This window comes from Streptosporangium sp. 'caverna' (assembly GCF_003203775.1).
Lineage (GTDB): Bacteria > Actinomycetota > Actinomycetes > Streptosporangiales > Streptosporangiaceae > Streptosporangium > Streptosporangium subroseum.
Genome location: NZ_CP029711.1, coordinates 10,633,846 through 10,650,724, shown reverse-complemented (window position 1 = coordinate 10,650,724; position 16,879 = coordinate 10,633,846). Strand labels below are relative to the sequence as shown.

The window sequence follows — 16,879 nt, the reverse complement described above, 5'->3', positions numbered from 1 at the left end:
GATGTCAGTCGCCGTGGCTCTCCAGGACATCGCTCCACTCACCCAGCACTCGGGCGGGATCAGTGGAGCCGGCGGGGGGGATGTAGGTGACGTACATGCGTCCGTATGTGGCGCTCACCGAGTGGGCGAAAGACTTGTTCGCGGTCCGGACGGCGGCTGAACCCTTCAGGGTGACCTGGGCACCCTCTTGCTGAGCCTTACGCACCTCGGTGGAGCGGGCTCCGTACCAGACCAGTGCGCCCCCGTCACTGGTCCTCATCGCACGTATCGGTCCCTCAAGGCGGTAGTCCAGGGTGAGCCTCCAGTTGGCCTCCTCCAGTTGGGCGCGCTCCTGCTGCCAGAACAGCACGGCCTCGCTGGTCCACGGCCCGTCGGCGAACCGCGGGTCGGCCTCGGCTCTCTCCAGGCTCGCCAGATGGGCGCGCGCGACCTGCTGCGGTGTCGCGGCCAGCCCGGAGACGTTCTCGGACAGGCTCGTGGCGTAACCCTCGGAGTCGGTCGCGATCTTGGGGAACCGTCCGGGGGTGGCTCGCGCGTCGGCGGCGGAGGCCACCAGCCGCCACCCGCCCGGGGCGGAGCTCATCACGTCGATGACCCGGGCGACCCCCGGTTCGTACGAGATCGCCACGAACCAGTCGGCGCTGCCCTCGACATGGCGGGGAATCCAGACCTTCGGGTTGGGCCATATCCCTGACGCCAGCGAGGTCCCCTCCATCTTGGCGGTCTTGAAACCCGCCCGCGTCATCTCCAGCGCGAGCCCGTGTTCCAGTTTCCCCATGGCCTCCTGGTCCTTCCTGGCCTGAGCCGCCGACAGCCCCCGCTGGTAACGGCCGTGAATGCCGTACGCCTCTTTGGCGGTGAGCTGCGGTGAGCTGGATCGGGCCGGGGCCTCGCTGGACTGGACCGGTGCCTCGACGGGTGGCGGTGGGACCGCGACCCTGGCCTCCGGTTTCTCCGTGCGGGAGGTCTTGGGGCTGGGGGAGGGTTTCGGCGTGCTGCTCTTCGCCGGCTTCGAGGCGGAGGGGGTCGGCGTCGACGATGGGACTGGTCTGCCCCAGTCCGTCGCGGGGGGCTTGATCGGATTCGCGGCCAGGGACGGCCCGGCGGGGATTCTCATGGCAAGCCAGAACGCCGCTCCAGCGATGATCGCTAAAATCGCGCCGAACAGAATGACCTTCCGCCAATCGAATGCTGCGAGGAGGCGTTCGGGGTACCACTCGGATACATGTTCGGAGCCTTGCCTTGCGGAAGCATCGCCACGGCTAGTGGATCCAGCCTGCCCATCTGGGAAATCTGATGCACGCCATGACATAGGTCCAAATATTAGACTGACCGTGATCTATTGGGAAGGTAAAGAGGCAGAGTAATTGGCACTTATGGTTATTAGATTATAAATAAGGTTTAAATGCAAATATAGCCCGTCCGAAATCTCTGACGTCGTGACCTGCTGCTGCGTCGCATGTGGACCGTACCAGGCCTTCTCTAGAGATTTGATCTCATCTGGTGGTTTCGGGTGCTCACCGGCGTTTCTTGTTGATCTATCATTTCCCTTGAGCAAGGCCGCTGTTCGCCTCGCGTTGGGCTTTCCGTTGCCCTGCCTGGTGTTGGAGTGGGGTTGATCGTGAAACGGTTTTCATGGATCTGATTGCCGCAAGCTCTCATAACGACTCGATATGAACTCCTTTCATGTGTTTGGCCGTTCGATCCGATGCTCGACCCGGGAAAATCGCGTCCGGCCTTTCCCGCCGGTGGCGACGGCCCTCGAATGAGTTCGGCGGACTCGCGGGGGACGGGAACGACGGGAACGCAATCACCGAGAGGCGCCCCCGCGGAAGCCTCTCGGTGACCGGACTCGGGCTATCGCACCGGGGCGGGCTCGTGCTGGACATGGCCCTCGTCGTCGAGGATCACCTCGGGGATCACCTTGGGAACACCCCGCAGGGCGAACAGCACGGCCCCCGCGAGAAGGGCGAGCAGGATCGCACCGGTCATCAAGGACAGCTGCATGCTGTCGACGAACGTCTGCCTCGCGCTCTCGGCAACGGCCTCCCCCACCTTTTGCGGCAGGGTGGCGGCGATCTCCAGCGCTCCGCCGAGCGACTCCCTGATCTGGTTCGCCGCCTCGGCGGGCACCCCCGCCGGGAGTTCGAGGTTGTTGCGATAGGTGCCGTTCAGCACGCTTCCGAGTACGGCGATGCCCAGCGCGCCACCCATCTCCTGGGCGGTCTCCGCGATCGCGGATGCCGCACCCGCGCGCTCCTTGGGTACCGACGCGAGGATGGTGTCGTTGGTGACGGCGAAGGTGAATCCCATGCCCACGCCGGCGACGACCATGGCGAGCACCATGAACGCATAGCTCGTGTCCATCTCGATCCGGCTGTACAGCAGGAAACCCGCGGCGCACAGCCCAAGGCCCAGGCTGACGACCCGCGACCGGCCGACGGCACCGACCAGCGGACCCGCCAGGCCCCCGCCGAGCGCCGCGCTCACACCGCCGGGCAGGCCCGCGAGGCCCGAGACGAGCGGTGACCAGCCCAGAACGAGCTGGAAGTACTGGGCGAAGGCGAGCGACGCCGCGAGCGTCGAGAAGATACAGATGAGGTTCGCCCCGACCGCGCCGGAGAAGGCGCGGTGACGGAAGAGCCTGACGTCGATGAGGGGCTCCGCCAGCCGGGTCTGCCGCCTGATGAAGACGGTGAGCGCGACGAGGGCGATCGCCGCCGCCGCCCAGACGTCGATCTGGGCGATGCCGTCGTGGGCTCCGGTCTTCAGCGCGTAGATGGCGGCGATGATCCCGACGATCGAGAGCGGAACGCTCACCAGGTCGAGCCGTCCAGGCCGGGGGTTGCGCGACTCGGGCAGCACGATGAGGCCGACGATGATGATCAGTACGGCGATCGGCAGGTTGACGAGGAAGACGGAGCCCCACCAGAAGTCGTTGAGCAGCGCCCCGCCGATGACGGGTCCGAGAGCGAAACCCAGCGCGGAGACGCTGCTCCAGATGCCGACCGCGGTGGCACGCTCCCGCGGATCGGTGAAGACGTTCCGGATCATCGACAACGTGGACGGCATGATGGTGGCGCCCGCGACGCCGAGTAGCACCCGAGCCGCGATGAGCAACTCCGGAGACGGAGCGTAGGCCGTCAGGGCGGAGGCGGCCGCGAAGGCGGCCATGCCGATGAGCAGGAGGCGCTTCCTGCCGATCCGGTCACCGAGGTTGCCCATCGTGATCAGGAGCCCGGCCAGTGCGAATCCGTACACGTCGACGATCCACAGGAACTGCGTGGCCGACGGGCGCATGTCCTCGACCAGCTTGGGCGCGGCCTGGTGCAGCACCGTGAGGTCGATGGCGAGCAGCAACATGGCGAGGCAGGCGATCACCATCGTGCCCCACTTGCGGGGCGGAGAAGAAGTCATGCCCGCAGCCTCGGCGACGGCGTTGACGAACGACTGACCGGACGCTGACGGCCCGCCGATAGGTCAGGGCCGGGCGGTGACGGTTCAGAGCACGGCGGCGCGTACGGTCAGCACGTCCGGCAGGTGCTGGGCGACCGTGAACCAGCTCTCCCCGTCGTCGCGGGAGCCGTACACCTCACCGTCACGGGTGCCGAAGAAGACCCCCGCGGCCGAGGCGTGCATCGCGTCGCGCAGCACGGCGGTGTGAACCGGGCCCTCCGGCAGCCCCGCGCTCAGGGCCTGCCACGACGCGCCCGCGTTGTCGCTGCGGAAGACCCGGCAGCGGTGGTCGACGGGCGTGCGATCCTCGTCGGCCCGAAGCGGGAAGACATACAGCGTGTCGGGCCGGTCGGCGTGCACGGTCAGCGGGAACCCGAAGTCGGAGGGGAGGGAGTCTCCGATGGAGGCCCAGGAACCGCCGGAGTCGTCACTGCGGTAGACGCCGAAGTGGTGCTGGAGGAAGAGCCGGTCCGGCCTGGAGGGATGCGCGTCCACCTTGTGCACGCACTGCCCGAACTCCGGATACTGCGCGCCCTCGGGGAAGAACGGCGCGCGGATTCCCTGGTTGGCGGCCTCCCAGGAGACGCCGCCGTCGATGCTGCGATAGACGCCGCCGGTGGAGACCGCGATCGTCATGGTCTTCGGGTCGCTCGGATGGGGAAGAACGGTGTGCAGGCAGAGACCGCCGCCGCCGGGTTGCCACTGAGCCCGGTGCGGGTGGTTCCACAGACCCTCCACCAGGGCGAACGTGGCACCGCCGTCTTCGGAGCGGAACAGCGCCCCGGGCTCCACCCCGGCCCAGACCACGCCCGGCTCGGACGGGGAGGGCTGGAGCTGCCAGACGCGGGCGAGTGCCGCCCCGGTGTGCTCGGGGAAGGCGATCGGCGCCTCGCCGGCCTCCTGCCAGGTCTTGCCGAGGTCGTCCGACCACATCACGGACGGGCCGAAGTGGCCGTACTCGATCCCGGCGAGGATCCGGGGCACCGGGCCGCGGGTGTCGACCGCGACCGCGTGCACCCCGACGGTGGAGAAGCGGATCGGCTCGACCTCGAACGGGCCGCCGCCGGAGGATCGAGCCAGGAACAGACCCTTGCGGGTGCCGACTACGAGGAGCGCGTCATGCATGACCGTTTCCCTTCGCATTCATCTCATGGTGCCATGTTGGGTGGGGCCGATGAGGAACATTCGCGACCGGCGCGCAGTGGTTTCGGCGGGCCATTCCCGTCGCGGCCACATCGCACGGTCCGGTAACAAGGAATACAGGAGAGGACCGACAATGCTCAGGTGCGACGGACAGGTCACCTATATACGCGCGGCGGGCACGAGCCTCGTCGTGGACCTGAGCAGGCGGGTGCCCACGGTGCTGCACTGGGGCAGGGATCTCGGTGAGCTGTCCGAGGCGGGCCTTGCCGCGCTGGCCCTGACCGGCGAGCCCGCCGCGCTGAACAACGCCATCGACATACCCCGGATGTTCTCGGTCTGGCCGACGGAGGCCGAGGGCTGGTCGGGCACTCCGGCGCACCAGGGCCATCGGGACGGCACCGCGACGACGCCCCGGCCACGCCTGGCGCGCGCCGAGCGGCACGATCGGCCGGGTGGCGGCGCAGAGCTCGTGATCCACCTTGAGGACGACGTCTCGGGGCTGGACATCACGCTCACCTACCGGCTCGACGCCTCGGGCGTCCTCGCGGTTGAGACGACCATGACCTCGCGCGCGGAACCGGGCGACACCGGTGCGGCGCCGTACGACGTGGCCGGCGTGTCGACGCTCCTGCCGCTCCCGAGGCGCGCCGCAGAGGTGCTGGACTTCACCGGGAAGTGGTGCCGCGAACGGGCGCCGCAGCGGAGCCGGCTCGGCTTCGGAAGCCACGTCCGGGAGGTCCGCCGCGGCAAGCCGGGACCGGACTCCCCGTACCTGCTCACCGTCGGGGTCCCGGGGTTCGGATTCCGTTCGGGCGAGGTCTGGGGCCTGCACGTGGGCTGGAGCGGGAACCAGCGCTACCTCGTCGAGCAGCCGCCCGAGGGCGCGGGCGTGCACGCCTCGGTGCTGGGCGGTGGCGAGCTGCTGAAACCGGGCGAGATCCGGCTCGCTCCCGGCGCGTCCTACCAGACGCCGACCTGCTACTTCGCCTGGTCCGACGAGGGGCTGGACGGTCTCGCCGACCGCTTCCACACCCTGCTGCGTGCCCGGCCGACGCACCCGTCGGCACCGCGGCCGCTGGTCCTCAACACCTGGGAGGCGGTGTACTTCGACCACGACCTTACCCGCCTGCTGGAGCTGGCCAACCTCGCCGCGAAGGTGGGTGTGGAGCGGGTCGTGCTGGACGACGGCTGGTTCCGCGGACGCCGCGACGACACGGCCGGGCTCGGCGACTGGACCGTGGACGAGACGGTCTGGCCGGACGGCCTCTCTCCCCTGGCCGACCACGTCCATCGGCTCGGCATGCAGTTCGGGCTGTGGTTCGAGCCGGAGATGGTCAACCTGGACTCCGAGCTGGCACGCGAGCACCCGGAGTGGATCCTCGGCCCCTCGTCCGGGCTCGGTCCCTCATCGAGAAGCCAGTACGTGGTGAACCTCGCCAACGAGCAGGCCTGGGCCTACCTGCTGGAGTCGCTCGACGAGCTCGTCTCCCGATACTCGATCGACTATCTCAAATGGGATCACAACCGGGACCTGCACGAGGCCGTCAGCCGTGAGCCCGGCGGGCTGGACCGGCCCGGCGTCCATGCCCAGACACTCGCGCTGTACCGCCTCATCGACACCCTCAGGGCACGTCATCCCGGACTGGAGATCGAATCCTGCGCGAGCGGTGGGGGACGCGTCGATCTGGGCATCCTCGACCGGACCGACCGGGTGTGGGCCTCCGACTGCAACGACCCCGTCGAGCGCCAGGCGATCCAGCGCTGGACGGCCCAGCTGATACCTCCCGAGCTCATCGGATCGCACGTCGGCCCCGAACGGAGTCACACCACGCGGCGAGTCACCGCCGACTCGTTCCGTCTCATCACCGCGCTGTTCGGGCACGCCGGCATCGAACAGGACCTGGTGCGGTGCTCGCCCGAGGAGCTCGACCGGCTGACCTCCTGGGCGGAGCTGTACCGGGAGTTCCGGGGACTGCTGCACAGCGGCCGTGTGGTCCGGGCCGACCTGGACAACGACGCGACCCTCCTGCACGGCGTGGTCTCGGCCGACTCCGCCTCCGGCCTGTTCTGCTGGGCGCGCACGGCCACCTCGGCGGAAGGTCAGTCCGGCCGCGTACCGATTCCGGGCCTGGCGACGACGTACGACTATCAGGTGCGGATCCGGACCGACGTGGGGGTTCCCGCCACGCGTCAGACCCGGGATCCCGCCTGGATCGCTGAGGCGCTCACCGGCTGGGTGACCCTGCCCGGCTCCATCCTGACCACAACCGGCGTGCCGATGCCGACCCTCGACCCCGAGCAGGCCATGCTCATCGAGGTGCGGAAACAGAGCTGATCCGGGCCCGCCGGAGTACGGTCTCGCATCCGGCCGACTCCGGAGGGCACCGACCTCTGGAACGTGCCAAACAGGCACTTCATTGAAACGTACATTAAATCGCTAAGTAGAACATGCTTTATCAATGGCGCTTTAGCCCATGTAGCTGCACATTTCATCCCGAACTTGATCCATTCAGGTTAGTGGCAATCATTGGCACCGGACATCCCGCATCAAGCGCTTTAGCATGACATTTGACCCTGACAGGGGATTGCATGGAGGCGCGCGGGGACACATTTGTGATCCACACCGGTACGAAATCGGCGCATGGCCTGGCTGGTCCGATCGGTCTCGGCCGACCGGGCGCCGGCCCTGGCGATAACTGATTCGCTCCCGCACTTGGGAGTGGATGACTTCGGCATGGCTTATCTCCGCCTATCTCCATCGGTGCCCATTCACCGCAAACCCGGCGACCTTGACTCATGCCTCCGTACGGCCCGCACCATCGTGCGGTACGGCGAGTAAGGGCTGCCACAAAAAACCAGAGGTGACCCCATGAAACTCGAACGATTCAACGGGCCGGTGCTCTCACTCTTCCGCATCGTGACGAGCCTCCTTTTCCTGTGCCACGGCATGGCGTCCATGTTCGGCGTTTTCGGCGGCAATCGCGGTACGGGCCAGGCCATCGAGTTCGGGGTCTGGCCCGGCTGGTGGGCCGCCCTCATCCAGATGGTCTGCGGCGCGCTCGTACTCCTCGGGCTCTTCACCCGCGCCGGTGCGATCCTTTCGTCCGGCTCGATGGCGTACGCGTATTTCATGGTTCATCTGCCGCAGGATCTCCTGCCGCTGCGCAACGGCGGTGAGCTGGCGGCGCTGTTCTGCTGGTCGTTCCTGATCATCGCCATACTGGGCCCGGGGCCATGGGCTCTCGACACCCTGATCCGGCGCCGCCGCGGAGAATCCCGGGATTCCGCCCCCGTCCCGGCCTCGGCACACCTTGAAAGAGCCTGAGCGCCGACCACTCCGGCGGGGCGAATCGCAGGAAGCCCGTTTCAGGAATCTCGCGGAGACCGTCAGGTGAGGCGAAGGCCGGATCTCCAGGGCCTCACCTACGGCAAGGGCCCTCGTCGAATCCGATGAGGGCCCTGAGGCGGGCGGCGACTCGCCACGCCCTGGGTATCTGTGTCCCGGCGCGTATCGCGCGCAAAGGCTCACCATGCCTGGGACGCATGTCCCGGCTTCACCTCAGGACAGATCGACAAATTCACCGCGACGGCTCACCATGCCCCGGACCCATGCTCCGCCAGCTCGGCGACGTCCTCGGCTCCATCCCTCATCAGCTTGCCCGCCAGTTCGTACAGGGCACGCCCCGCCGCCAGCTCGTCGCCGATCGATGGAACGGGCGGGTCGTCCGGGTTGCGCCGGGCGTACGCGACGCTCTCATATCTCTCACCGCTGGACGTCATCAGCACGGCCTTGGCGGTGGTGACGTCGTCGTTGTCGTCCTCGCCGATGAAGATCCGCACATCCCACTGCTTTGATTCCATCACGAACACCTCCCCCATCAGCCTCCTCCTCTATCGATGCCCCTGGAAGGGGCCTTGGACCTGGCATGACAGGGCTTTGCCGCTCACGTCCACTAAGAGGGGAATTTCAAGCCATCTGCTGGTCTGTCCGTTGACGGGAGAACGGAGTGTCCCTCCGAGAGCGCTGCGCGACCAAGCCGTCGCCGCGAGTACGCTGACTGGGCACCGTGATCAAGTCGCACAGGGCGGATCGACGGCAAGGGGAATGGGCGGATGCGATGAGTGCGCGTTTCGAGGAGCTCGACTGGCGCCGGACGCCGATCGGCGAGATCAGCCTGCGGCGCCGGCGGGAGCCCACCCTCGGCATCGACGTCTACGAGATCAAGCTCGACGACGACTTTCTCATGTCAAGCCTGTTCACGGTGGCGGAGATCGCGCTCGCACGGCTCGGGCTGGCGGAGCTGCCGGGCACGGATCTCGACGTCGTCGTGGGCGGGCTCGGGCTCGGTTACACCGCCCAGGCCGTGCTGGAAAATCCGGAGGTGCGCTCGCTCGCGGTGGTGGAGACGCTCGGAGAAGTGATCGAGTGGCATGAGCGGAAGCTGCTCCCCGTCGGTGCCCGCCTGACGTCGGATCCTCGATGCCGCCTGGTCCACGGCGACTTCTTCGCGATGGTCGACACCCCCTCGGGATTCGACCCCGAGGCTCCGGGCCGACGCTTCCACGCCATTTTGCTGGACGTCGACCACTCACCCCGCCACGTGCTGCATCCCAGCCACGCCGCCTTCTACAACGCCGCGGGCCTGCGCCGGCTCGCCGCCCACCTCCATCAGGACGGCGTCTTCGCCCTCTGGTCGAACGATCCTCCGGACGAGGACTTCCAAGCCGTGCTCGCCGAGGTCTTCGCGACGTCGGAGGCTCACGTCGTCGGCTTCCACAACCCGCTCCAGGGCCGCGAGTCGACCAACACCGTCTACGTGGCGAAATGAAGGCCTCTGCCCGAGTTGCATGGCGAGACGAGAGGTTCTGACCGAGGCGACCTCCGCTTTCGACACCGGCAGGCTTCCCTGAGGTGGCTCCGGGCGGGTGCGACCGCCGCGGGGATGGTCCAGCCGTGATGATCCCGGCGTGGAGCGCGGGATCTCCCGGACGACCGGTGGCCGGTGCGGGACCGGGATGATGACGGCCGCGGTGGGCCGCCCGCTGACGCCTGCTCCGGCGAGCCCCCGGATCGCCGGAGGCGTGCCCGCCGACGTGGGGCCGAGGCGCGCCCGGCGGTGTGCGGCCGGGCCGGTGTCCCCCGCTCACTTCGTGTTGTTGCCGGTCGTGCGCCGTGAGACTTCGCAACGACTCGCGGAAGGCCGCGCAAAAACCTAAAAGACGACAGAAGCTACAGAGCAAGGTTACGAAACTATTTCGCAGGAACCTTGTGGAACGAGGCATCGGGGTTTTAATGTCACCTCACCCCCATAACGTCCGTCACCCTCATACCCTCCGCTCCGCCTCGAACATCCTCAGGTGTTCACCCCCCAGAGAAACGAGCATTCGATGTCACGCATCACAGGAGCTGTAGCGAGGTGGTCCAGCAGGCCACCTCGAAGGAGCACGGTGGCGGTCGCAGCGGTGACCGCGGCCACCGTCGGTCTCAGCGTCGCCCTCACCGGCCCGGCCCTTGCCGACAGAGGTCCGAACGGCCCCTCGGCGGCCCCCGTCGTGACGCGCGCCGCCCTCGCCCCGTCGCTCGTCGCGGGCCGGGGCGCCGACGTCGACTTCGCCGAGCAGGAGGCGGAGAACGCCGCGACGAACGGCACGACCATCGGCCCGGACCGTACCGCCTACACGCTGCCGGCGGAGGCGTCCGGCCGTAAGGCGGTCAAGCTGACGTCGGGACAGTACGTCGAGTTCACGCTGCCGAGCGCGGCCAACGCGATCACCGTGCGCTACAGCATCCCGGACGCGCCCAATGGCGGCGGCATCACCGCGCCGCTCAACGTCACGGTGAACGGCGGGGCCAAGAAGGTGATGACCCTCACGTCGCAGTACGCGTGGCTGTACAACCAGTACCAGTTCTCGAACAACCCGAACGCCGATCTGCTGCACCCCGACTGGTGGATCACCGAGTGCGCCTGCGTGCCCAGCGCCACGACGCCGGCTCCGACGATCACGAAGCCGTTCCGCCCGATGCACTTCTACGACGAGCAGCGCCTCCTGCTCGGCAAGACGTACCGCGCGGGTGACAAGGTGCGGCTCACCGTTCCCGCCGGGAGCAACGCCGCCTCGACCGTCATCGACCTGCTCGACTCCGAGCTCGTCGGCGCGCCGCACGTCAGGCTCCTCGCGGCGAACGTGCTGGCGTTCGGCGCCGACCCGTCCGGCCGGCGCGACTCCGCCGACGCGCTCGACAAGGCGATCGCCTTCGCGAAGCGCAGCCACCTCAAGGTCTACATCCCGCCGGGCACCTACCAGGTGAACCGCCACATCATCGTCGACAACGTGACGATCGAGGGCGCCGGCAGCTGGTACACGATCATCAAGGGCCGCGAGGTCGCCCTCAGCACCCCGGCCCCCGACGGCTCGGTGCACACCGGCGTCGGCTTCTATGGCAAGGACGCGTCGGCCGGCGGAAGCAAGGACGTCCACCTGTCCGGTTTCGCGATCGAGGGTGACGTCCGCGAGCGCATCGACACCGACCAGGTGAACGGCATCGGCGGGGCGATGAGCGACTCGACCATCGACGGCCTCTACATCCGCCACACCAAGGTGGGCATGTGGTTCGACGGACCGATGACGAACCTGCGGATCACCAACAACGTCATCGTCGACCAGATCGCCGACGCCATCAACTTCCACACCGGCGTCACGAACTCGGTCGTGTCGAACAACTTCATCCGCAACACGGGTGACGACGGCCTCGCCATGTGGGCCGAGAAGACCACCAACACCGGCAACACGTTCGACCACAACACCGTGCAGACGCCGACGCTCGCGAACGGCATCGCCATCTACGGCGGTACGGACAACACCGTCTCGAACAACCTCATCGCCGACCCGATCCGAGAGGGCAGCGCCATCCACGTCGGGTCCCGCTTCGGCGCCGAGGCGTTCACCGGGCACCTGTGGATCAAGAACAACACCACGGCCCGGGCCGGCACCTACGAGCTGAACTGGAACATCGGCCTGGGAGCCATCTGGCTCTACGCGCTCGAGAAGAACATCGACGCGGACATCCAGGTGGTCGGGAACAACTTCCTCGACAGCACCTACAACGCGATCATGCTGGTCAGCGACTTCCCGGTGAAGGACCTGTACTCGATCACGAACGTCCACTTCAAGGACACCAAGGTCGACGGCACGGGCACCTCGGTGGTCAGCGCCCGCGTTAAGGGGTCCGCCTCCTTCGAGAACGTGGACGCTCGCAACGTCGGCGCGGTCGGCGTCAACAACTGCGGGTCGTTCAACTTCCCGCCCACCGGTTCGGAGTTCTCGCTGACGGACCTCGGCGGCAACGACGGTGGCGGCACCACCGGCCCCTGGCTCGCCCCGTGGGAGCTGCCGAACACCATCACCTGCGACGACCGCCCGCCGGTCGTCGCACCGCCGGCGCCGTCCGCGTGGTGACACTTCACCGGCGCGCCTAGAGATCACTGATCCGCCTTGACGGCTGCTCGGGAAATCCCGGGCAGCCGTCCGGCTTGTCCGGATCCTCATCGATCGGACTCCACCGCGGAGCACGTTTCGAGGCCGGGAGCCGGTGGTTCGAGAGCAGGGAAAAGGAGCGACCCCGGGGCTTACCCTAGCCCCGGGGTCTGGAAGTACCGCCATATCGCGGTGCCAGCCGCGTTTAAGAGGTGGATCAGTCCTGACGATGTGCGCTCTACCATTAAGCCATCGGGGCAGGTGGAGCCCCGAGCCGGATTCGAACCGGCATCTCAGCAATCTCCGTCCACTCTCGGTTGATCTGGCACTCGACGGTAAATACTGAGTCTGGAGCGAGAGCCTGAGATTGATCGGCTGCCTCTACCATTTGGGCTACCCCGGCGAGCGGCGTGTCGCTGTTGCAGGGCGAGTAGGCGCAGACCAGGCGAGGCACAGTCACTCCTGTTCCCTGCCTCACGGTCCGCTCCTCACCTTGTCGTGCCGGGGGGAGGATTCGAACCTCCGCTTGGGCCGTTCTTCAGTTTCAGCTTCAGTTTCAGCCTGCGCTCCTAGCGCACCCTCGCACGAGGCGAGGGGGTCTTGGGACTACCCGAAGAGGTAGCCGAAAATGGCGTCGCCGACCTTGCGGTCCGTGACGTCGGTGACGTTCGCCTCCTCGCGGGCGAACTTCACGGCGTCCTGCAGCTTCGTGACCCGCTCGATCAGCGCGCGGACCTGGGCGGCGGGCATCGCGCCGGAGAACGCGACCTTGGTCCAGTAGCCGACGACGATGTCCTCGGTGTACACGTCGACCTGGGCGGGGTGCTTCTCCGTCGCCTCGGCCTTGACGTGGTTGCGCAGGACCTTCTTGGTGCGGGTCGTCTTGACCGGCTCGGTCCGGTAGGAGTCGGTGGAGGCGTCCAGCGTCCACGTCTCCGACGGGTCCAGGGTGGGCAGCTTCGAGATCAGCGTGTGGATGTCGGTGAGCTGCTTCTCCAGGAAGAGCAGGTAGGTGACCGGCACGCCCTCGAGGAGCGTGCGTCCGTCCACGACGACGTCGGCGCGGGCGACGGTGTTCGTCCAGTCCTTCGTCGCGGTCACGTCGAACAGGCGGGTCAGCGTCTTGCCGACGTCGCGGAGAACGTCGTCGGCCTTGACCTGTACCCGGGTGGACTCCGGGGGCAGGCTCTCGCCCTCGTCGTCGATGGGCTGGTACGTGCGGGAGAGACCCGACAGCAAGGGGAGCTTCTGGATCACGTGATAGGCGTCGGTCACCTTGCGCTGGGTGTCGGACTTGACGCCCTTCTCCACAGCGAGGATCTGGTTGAGCTTCGTCGCCACGATTGATCCAATCCGTTGGGGGCCGACGGGGCGAAACTACCGAATACTCCCGATGATCTCACCTCATTTACCCCGAATGATCGATCTATCCGGTGCTGCCTATCGCTGTGCTGCTTCAGCGCGGCGACGAGGTCGCGGCCGTACGGTCACGCAGGAGGCCGCGGAGCCGGCCCGTCGTGAGGACGTCCCGATGCGCGTGCCGGGTCTCCCTTCCGTGGTTCGCCGACGATCCGTTCCGCGCCACGGACCGCCGGCCTCATACATCGGGGGTCGCAACAGGCCGGCCTCAGACCGTGGGTACGGTGCCGCCGTCGATGACGTACTCGGCACCGGTGATCCAGCTCGCGCGGTCGGAGACCAGGAAGGCGATCAGCTCCGCGACCTCCGCCGGCCGCCCGGTACGGCCCATCGGAATACCGCCGAGCGCAGCCATGATCGCCTGCCGGGCTCCGTCCCGGTCGGTTCCCATGGCCGCGGCGGTGTCGTCCAGCAGATGCTCGGCGCCCGTGGTCTCGATGAAACCCGGCAGCACCCGGTTGACGCGAACACCGGCCGGAGCCGTCTCGGCGGCCAGGCCCTTGCTGTAGTTGTTCAGCGCCGCCTTCGCCGCGGCGTACGGCATCGGTGCGCTCCGGGGCAGGGTCCGCGCGATCGACGTGACATGGACCACCGATCCCGAGCCCTGCCCGCTCATGACGGGCACCAGCCGACGATCCAGCCGCACCGGCGCGAGCAGGTTCAGCGCCAGCGCCCGCTGCCAGTCCTCCTCGTCGAACGACGTCGCGACGCCGGCCGTCGCATCCGTTCCGCCGGCATTGTGCACGACGATGTCGATGCCGCCCAGGGTCTCCAGCGTCGCCTCCGCGACGGAGTCTGTCCCGGCCCGGGTGCTCAGGTCCGCGGCGACGAACCGTTCCACATGATCCGGGATGCCGCCGTACGGCATCGACCGGGCCGTGGTGACGACTCGCGCCCCGGCGGCGGCCAGTCGCTCGACGATCGCCTCGCCGATGCCCTTCGTGCCTCCGGTGACAAGCGCCTTCTTGCCCATCAGGTCCTTGATCATGACTTTCCCGCTCCCTTCGCGACGGTTCCGGTTGGCACATCTCGTGCACGCCCGTCATCGGAAGGCTTGACCTTGCCGCTAGGGGAAGGTCAAACCTCGGCTTCGAGCGACGCGGCATGACGCCGCCCACCTCAGCGAGACGACCGCCCCGCATCCCGGCCCCGTCGAGGAGATCACCATGACCACCACGGACACCGTTCCCGAAGTCATCACCCGCTATCTGCACGCGTCCGACACGCATGACTCGCGCATGGCCGCCGACTGCTTCACCGCCGACGGCACCGTCGAGGACGAGGGCAGGACCTACACCGGCCGAGAGGAGATCTTCCAATGGCGTGAGCACGGGCTCAGCGAGTGGACCTATACGACCACGGTCACCGGCGACCAGTCGGTGAGCGAGGAGCACCACCGGGTGATGGTGCGCGTCGAGGGGAACTTCCCCGGCGGCCTGGTGGACCTCACCTTCGACTTCACCCTGCGTGGGGAGCTGGTCGCCGCCCTGCGTATCGTCGGATGACATCCGGCGGACTTTCCGAGTGGGCGTCGCCGCGCGACTGGAAGATCACGGACGAGGCCGGATACCGCAGTCCCGGCCCGTTCGGCCGGCGATCGAGGGAGAAGGAGATGCCGGCGCAGCTGACCATTGGCGAGTTCTCGGTGATGTCCCAGCTGAGTAAGAAGGCGTTGCGGCACTACCACGAGCTGGGGCTGCTGGAGCCGGCTCATATCGACGCCTTCAACGGCTACCGGCACTACGACACGGGCCAGTTGCGGACCGCGCAGATCATCCGGCGCTTCCGCACGCTGGGCATGTCGGTGCCCGACATCAGAGCGGTGCTGGCCACCGACGACGTCGACCGGCGTAACCAGATCATCGGTGCTCACCTGCGGCGCATGGAGACACACCTGCAGGAGACCCGCGAAGCCGTGGGGTCACTGCGTGAGCTGCTCGAACCCACCGGCCGCCCCATCGGGGTCGAGTTCCGTTCGGTGCCGGCGACGCGGGCCTGGGCGATCACCGTGACGGTGGCGACTCCCGACTTCGGGGACTGGTACCAAGGGGCGCTGCGCGAAATCCGATCCGCGCTGAACGCCGGCCGGCACACGCCGTCGGGACCGGCGGGCGGCCTGTACGCGCCCGAACTGTTCGGCGACGAGATCGGCGAGGCGACCGTGTTCATCCCGAGCTCGGCCACGTCCGGCGCGACGGGCCGCGTAACGATCGTGGAGATCCCGGAGGCCGAGCTCGCCGTGACCGTTCATCGCGGCACGCACGCCGACGTCGACCGCACGTACGGGGCGCTCGGCAGCTACGTCGCCGAACGGCTGCTCAGCGTCGACGGACCGGTCCGTGAGAACTACCTCGCACCAGAGGACGACCCGCACGGCGAGCTGCTGACCGAGATCTGCTGGCCGATCTTCCGTACGACCACACGATGACGACCCTCCGCGCCTCGTCAAGTTGATCGACTTGGCGGCGGTGAGGGCGTAGACCTTGGATGACAAACGTCATTAGGAGACTGGTCTATCCAGAGGGAGTTTTAATGACACATCGCATCGAGCCCGCGCGACAGAAGTGCGCGATCACCGTGCTCGGAGGACCGACGACGGTGATCGACATCGGCGGCCTGAGGATCGTCGCCGACCCCACCTTCGACGGCCCGGGCCCCAAGGCGCCCCTGACCAAACTCGCAGGTCCCGCGGCTTCCGAGGCGGAGGTCGGCGCCGTCGACGCGGTGCTGGTCAGCCATGACCTCCACCCCGACAACCTCGACGAAAGCGGTCGAGCGTTCGCGCTGGCCGCGCCGGTGCTGCTGACCGGACCGGTGACCGCGCGGCGGCTGGGCCCACCCGCCGTCGGGCTCGCCTCCTGGACCACCCATGAGCTCCCCCGGGCGGACGGGGGCGGGTCCCTGGAGGTCCTGGCCGTGCCCGCCGTACACGGCCCTGAGGACGGTGACCGGGACGAAGACGGTCACGTGACCTGCGAGGTCACCGGGTTCGTCCTGTCGGGCCAGGGACTGCCCACCGTTTATGTCAGCGGGGACAACGCGTCGGTCGGCACGGTCGCCGAGATCGCCCGGCGTGCGGGCCCCATCGACGTGGCCGTGCTCTTCGTCGGGGCGGCCGCCGTGCCCGTGAGGCAGGGCGGCAGGCATCTCACGCTCACCAGCGAGCGCGCCGGTGCGGTCGCGGCCGTGCTGGGTGCGCCCATCGTGATTCCCGCGCACTACGACGGATGGGCCCATTTCACCGAGGGCCGCGCCGAGATCGACCGGGCCTTCGACGACGCCGGACTCTCCGGCCTCCTGCGCGGCGCCGATCACGGCGACTGGATCGAACTGTCGCTCTGAACGAAGGCGAAGACCTCATCGACTGGGTCGAGCCGTCGCCCTG

At 67.8% G+C, this 16,879-nt stretch carries 13 protein-coding genes; 7 read left to right on the top strand and 6 right to left on the bottom strand.

Going from position 1 to position 16,879, the window contains the following annotated elements:
• Positions 1-4: 4 nt before the first annotated feature.
• The 3 genes from DKM19_RS46025 to DKM19_RS46015 all read right to left on the bottom strand — a co-directional run bounded on the left by DKM19_RS46025 (position 5) and on the right by DKM19_RS46015 (position 4,581).
• Positions 5-1,117, bottom strand: coding sequence for a hypothetical protein (locus tag DKM19_RS46025; RefSeq protein WP_110704909.1), 1,113 nt, complete (start codon positions 1,115-1,117; stop codon positions 5-7).
• 740 nt (positions 1,118-1,857) lie between these two features.
• Positions 1,858-3,417 (bottom strand): DHA2 family efflux MFS transporter permease subunit, encoded by a 1,560-nt coding sequence (locus tag DKM19_RS46020; RefSeq protein ID WP_110704908.1) that lies wholly within the window; start codon positions 3,415-3,417, stop codon positions 1,858-1,860.
• 84 nt (positions 3,418-3,501) lie between these two features.
• Positions 3,502-4,581: an exo-alpha-sialidase gene (locus DKM19_RS46015; RefSeq protein WP_110704907.1), complete on the bottom strand. Its 1,080-nt coding sequence runs from the start codon at positions 4,579-4,581 to the stop codon at positions 3,502-3,504.
• 151 nt (positions 4,582-4,732) lie between these two features.
• Between DKM19_RS46015 and DKM19_RS46010 the strand changes: the two genes are divergently transcribed.
• Together DKM19_RS46010 and DKM19_RS46000 are read left to right on the top strand one after the other, a co-directional pair.
• Complete coding sequence (locus DKM19_RS46010; RefSeq protein WP_110704906.1) at positions 4,733-6,934, top strand: alpha-galactosidase; 2,202 nt, start codon at positions 4,733-4,735, stop codon at positions 6,932-6,934.
• 534 nt (positions 6,935-7,468) lie between these two features.
• Positions 7,469-7,924, top strand: a complete 456-nt coding sequence (locus DKM19_RS46000) for a DoxX family protein (protein ID WP_110704904.1) — start codon at positions 7,469-7,471, stop codon at positions 7,922-7,924.
• 266 nt (positions 7,925-8,190) lie between these two features.
• On the opposite strand, the gene DKM19_RS45995 is transcribed toward DKM19_RS46000, so the two are convergent.
• Positions 8,191-8,460 carry a dsRBD fold-containing protein gene (locus DKM19_RS45995; RefSeq protein ID WP_110706463.1) on the bottom strand — a complete coding sequence of 90 codons (270 nt, stop codon included), beginning with the start codon at positions 8,458-8,460 and terminating at the stop codon, positions 8,191-8,193.
• Between the two features lie 257 nt (positions 8,461-8,717).
• On the opposite strand from DKM19_RS45995, the gene DKM19_RS45990 reads away from it, so the two are divergent.
• Complete coding sequence (locus tag DKM19_RS45990; RefSeq protein WP_110704903.1) at positions 8,718-9,428, top strand: spermidine synthase; 711 nt, start codon at positions 8,718-8,720, stop codon at positions 9,426-9,428.
• Positions 9,429-10,047: 619 nt separating this feature from the next.
• Positions 10,048-12,057, top strand: coding sequence for a glycosyl hydrolase family 28-related protein (locus tag DKM19_RS45985; protein ID WP_204358532.1), 2,010 nt, complete (start codon positions 10,048-10,050; stop codon positions 12,055-12,057).
• Between the two features lie 624 nt (positions 12,058-12,681).
• Here DKM19_RS45985 and DKM19_RS45980 read toward each other — a convergent pair.
• Entirely contained in the window at positions 12,682-13,416 is a 735-nt protein-coding gene (locus tag DKM19_RS45980; RefSeq protein ID WP_110704901.1) for a hypothetical protein, read from the bottom strand.
• A gap of 286 nt (positions 13,417-13,702) precedes the next feature.
• Complete coding sequence (locus tag DKM19_RS45975) at positions 13,703-14,482, bottom strand: SDR family oxidoreductase (protein ID WP_110704900.1); 780 nt, start codon at positions 14,480-14,482, stop codon at positions 13,703-13,705.
• A 178-nt stretch (positions 14,483-14,660) separates the two neighbouring features.
• Here DKM19_RS45975 and DKM19_RS45970 point away from each other — a divergent pair, with 178 nt between their 5' ends.
• From DKM19_RS45970 to DKM19_RS45960, 3 genes are all read left to right on the top strand, one after another.
• Positions 14,661-14,999, top strand: coding sequence for a nuclear transport factor 2 family protein (locus DKM19_RS45970; protein ID WP_110704899.1), 339 nt, complete (start codon positions 14,661-14,663; stop codon positions 14,997-14,999).
• Positions 15,000-15,106: 107 nt separating this feature from the next.
• Positions 15,107-15,922 (top strand): MerR family transcriptional regulator, encoded by an 816-nt coding sequence (locus DKM19_RS45965; protein ID WP_110706462.1) that lies wholly within the window; start codon positions 15,107-15,109, stop codon positions 15,920-15,922.
• Between the two features lie 104 nt (positions 15,923-16,026).
• Complete coding sequence (locus DKM19_RS45960) at positions 16,027-16,836, top strand: MBL fold metallo-hydrolase (RefSeq protein WP_204358531.1); 810 nt, start codon at positions 16,027-16,029, stop codon at positions 16,834-16,836.
• Positions 16,837-16,879 lie beyond the last annotated feature (43 nt).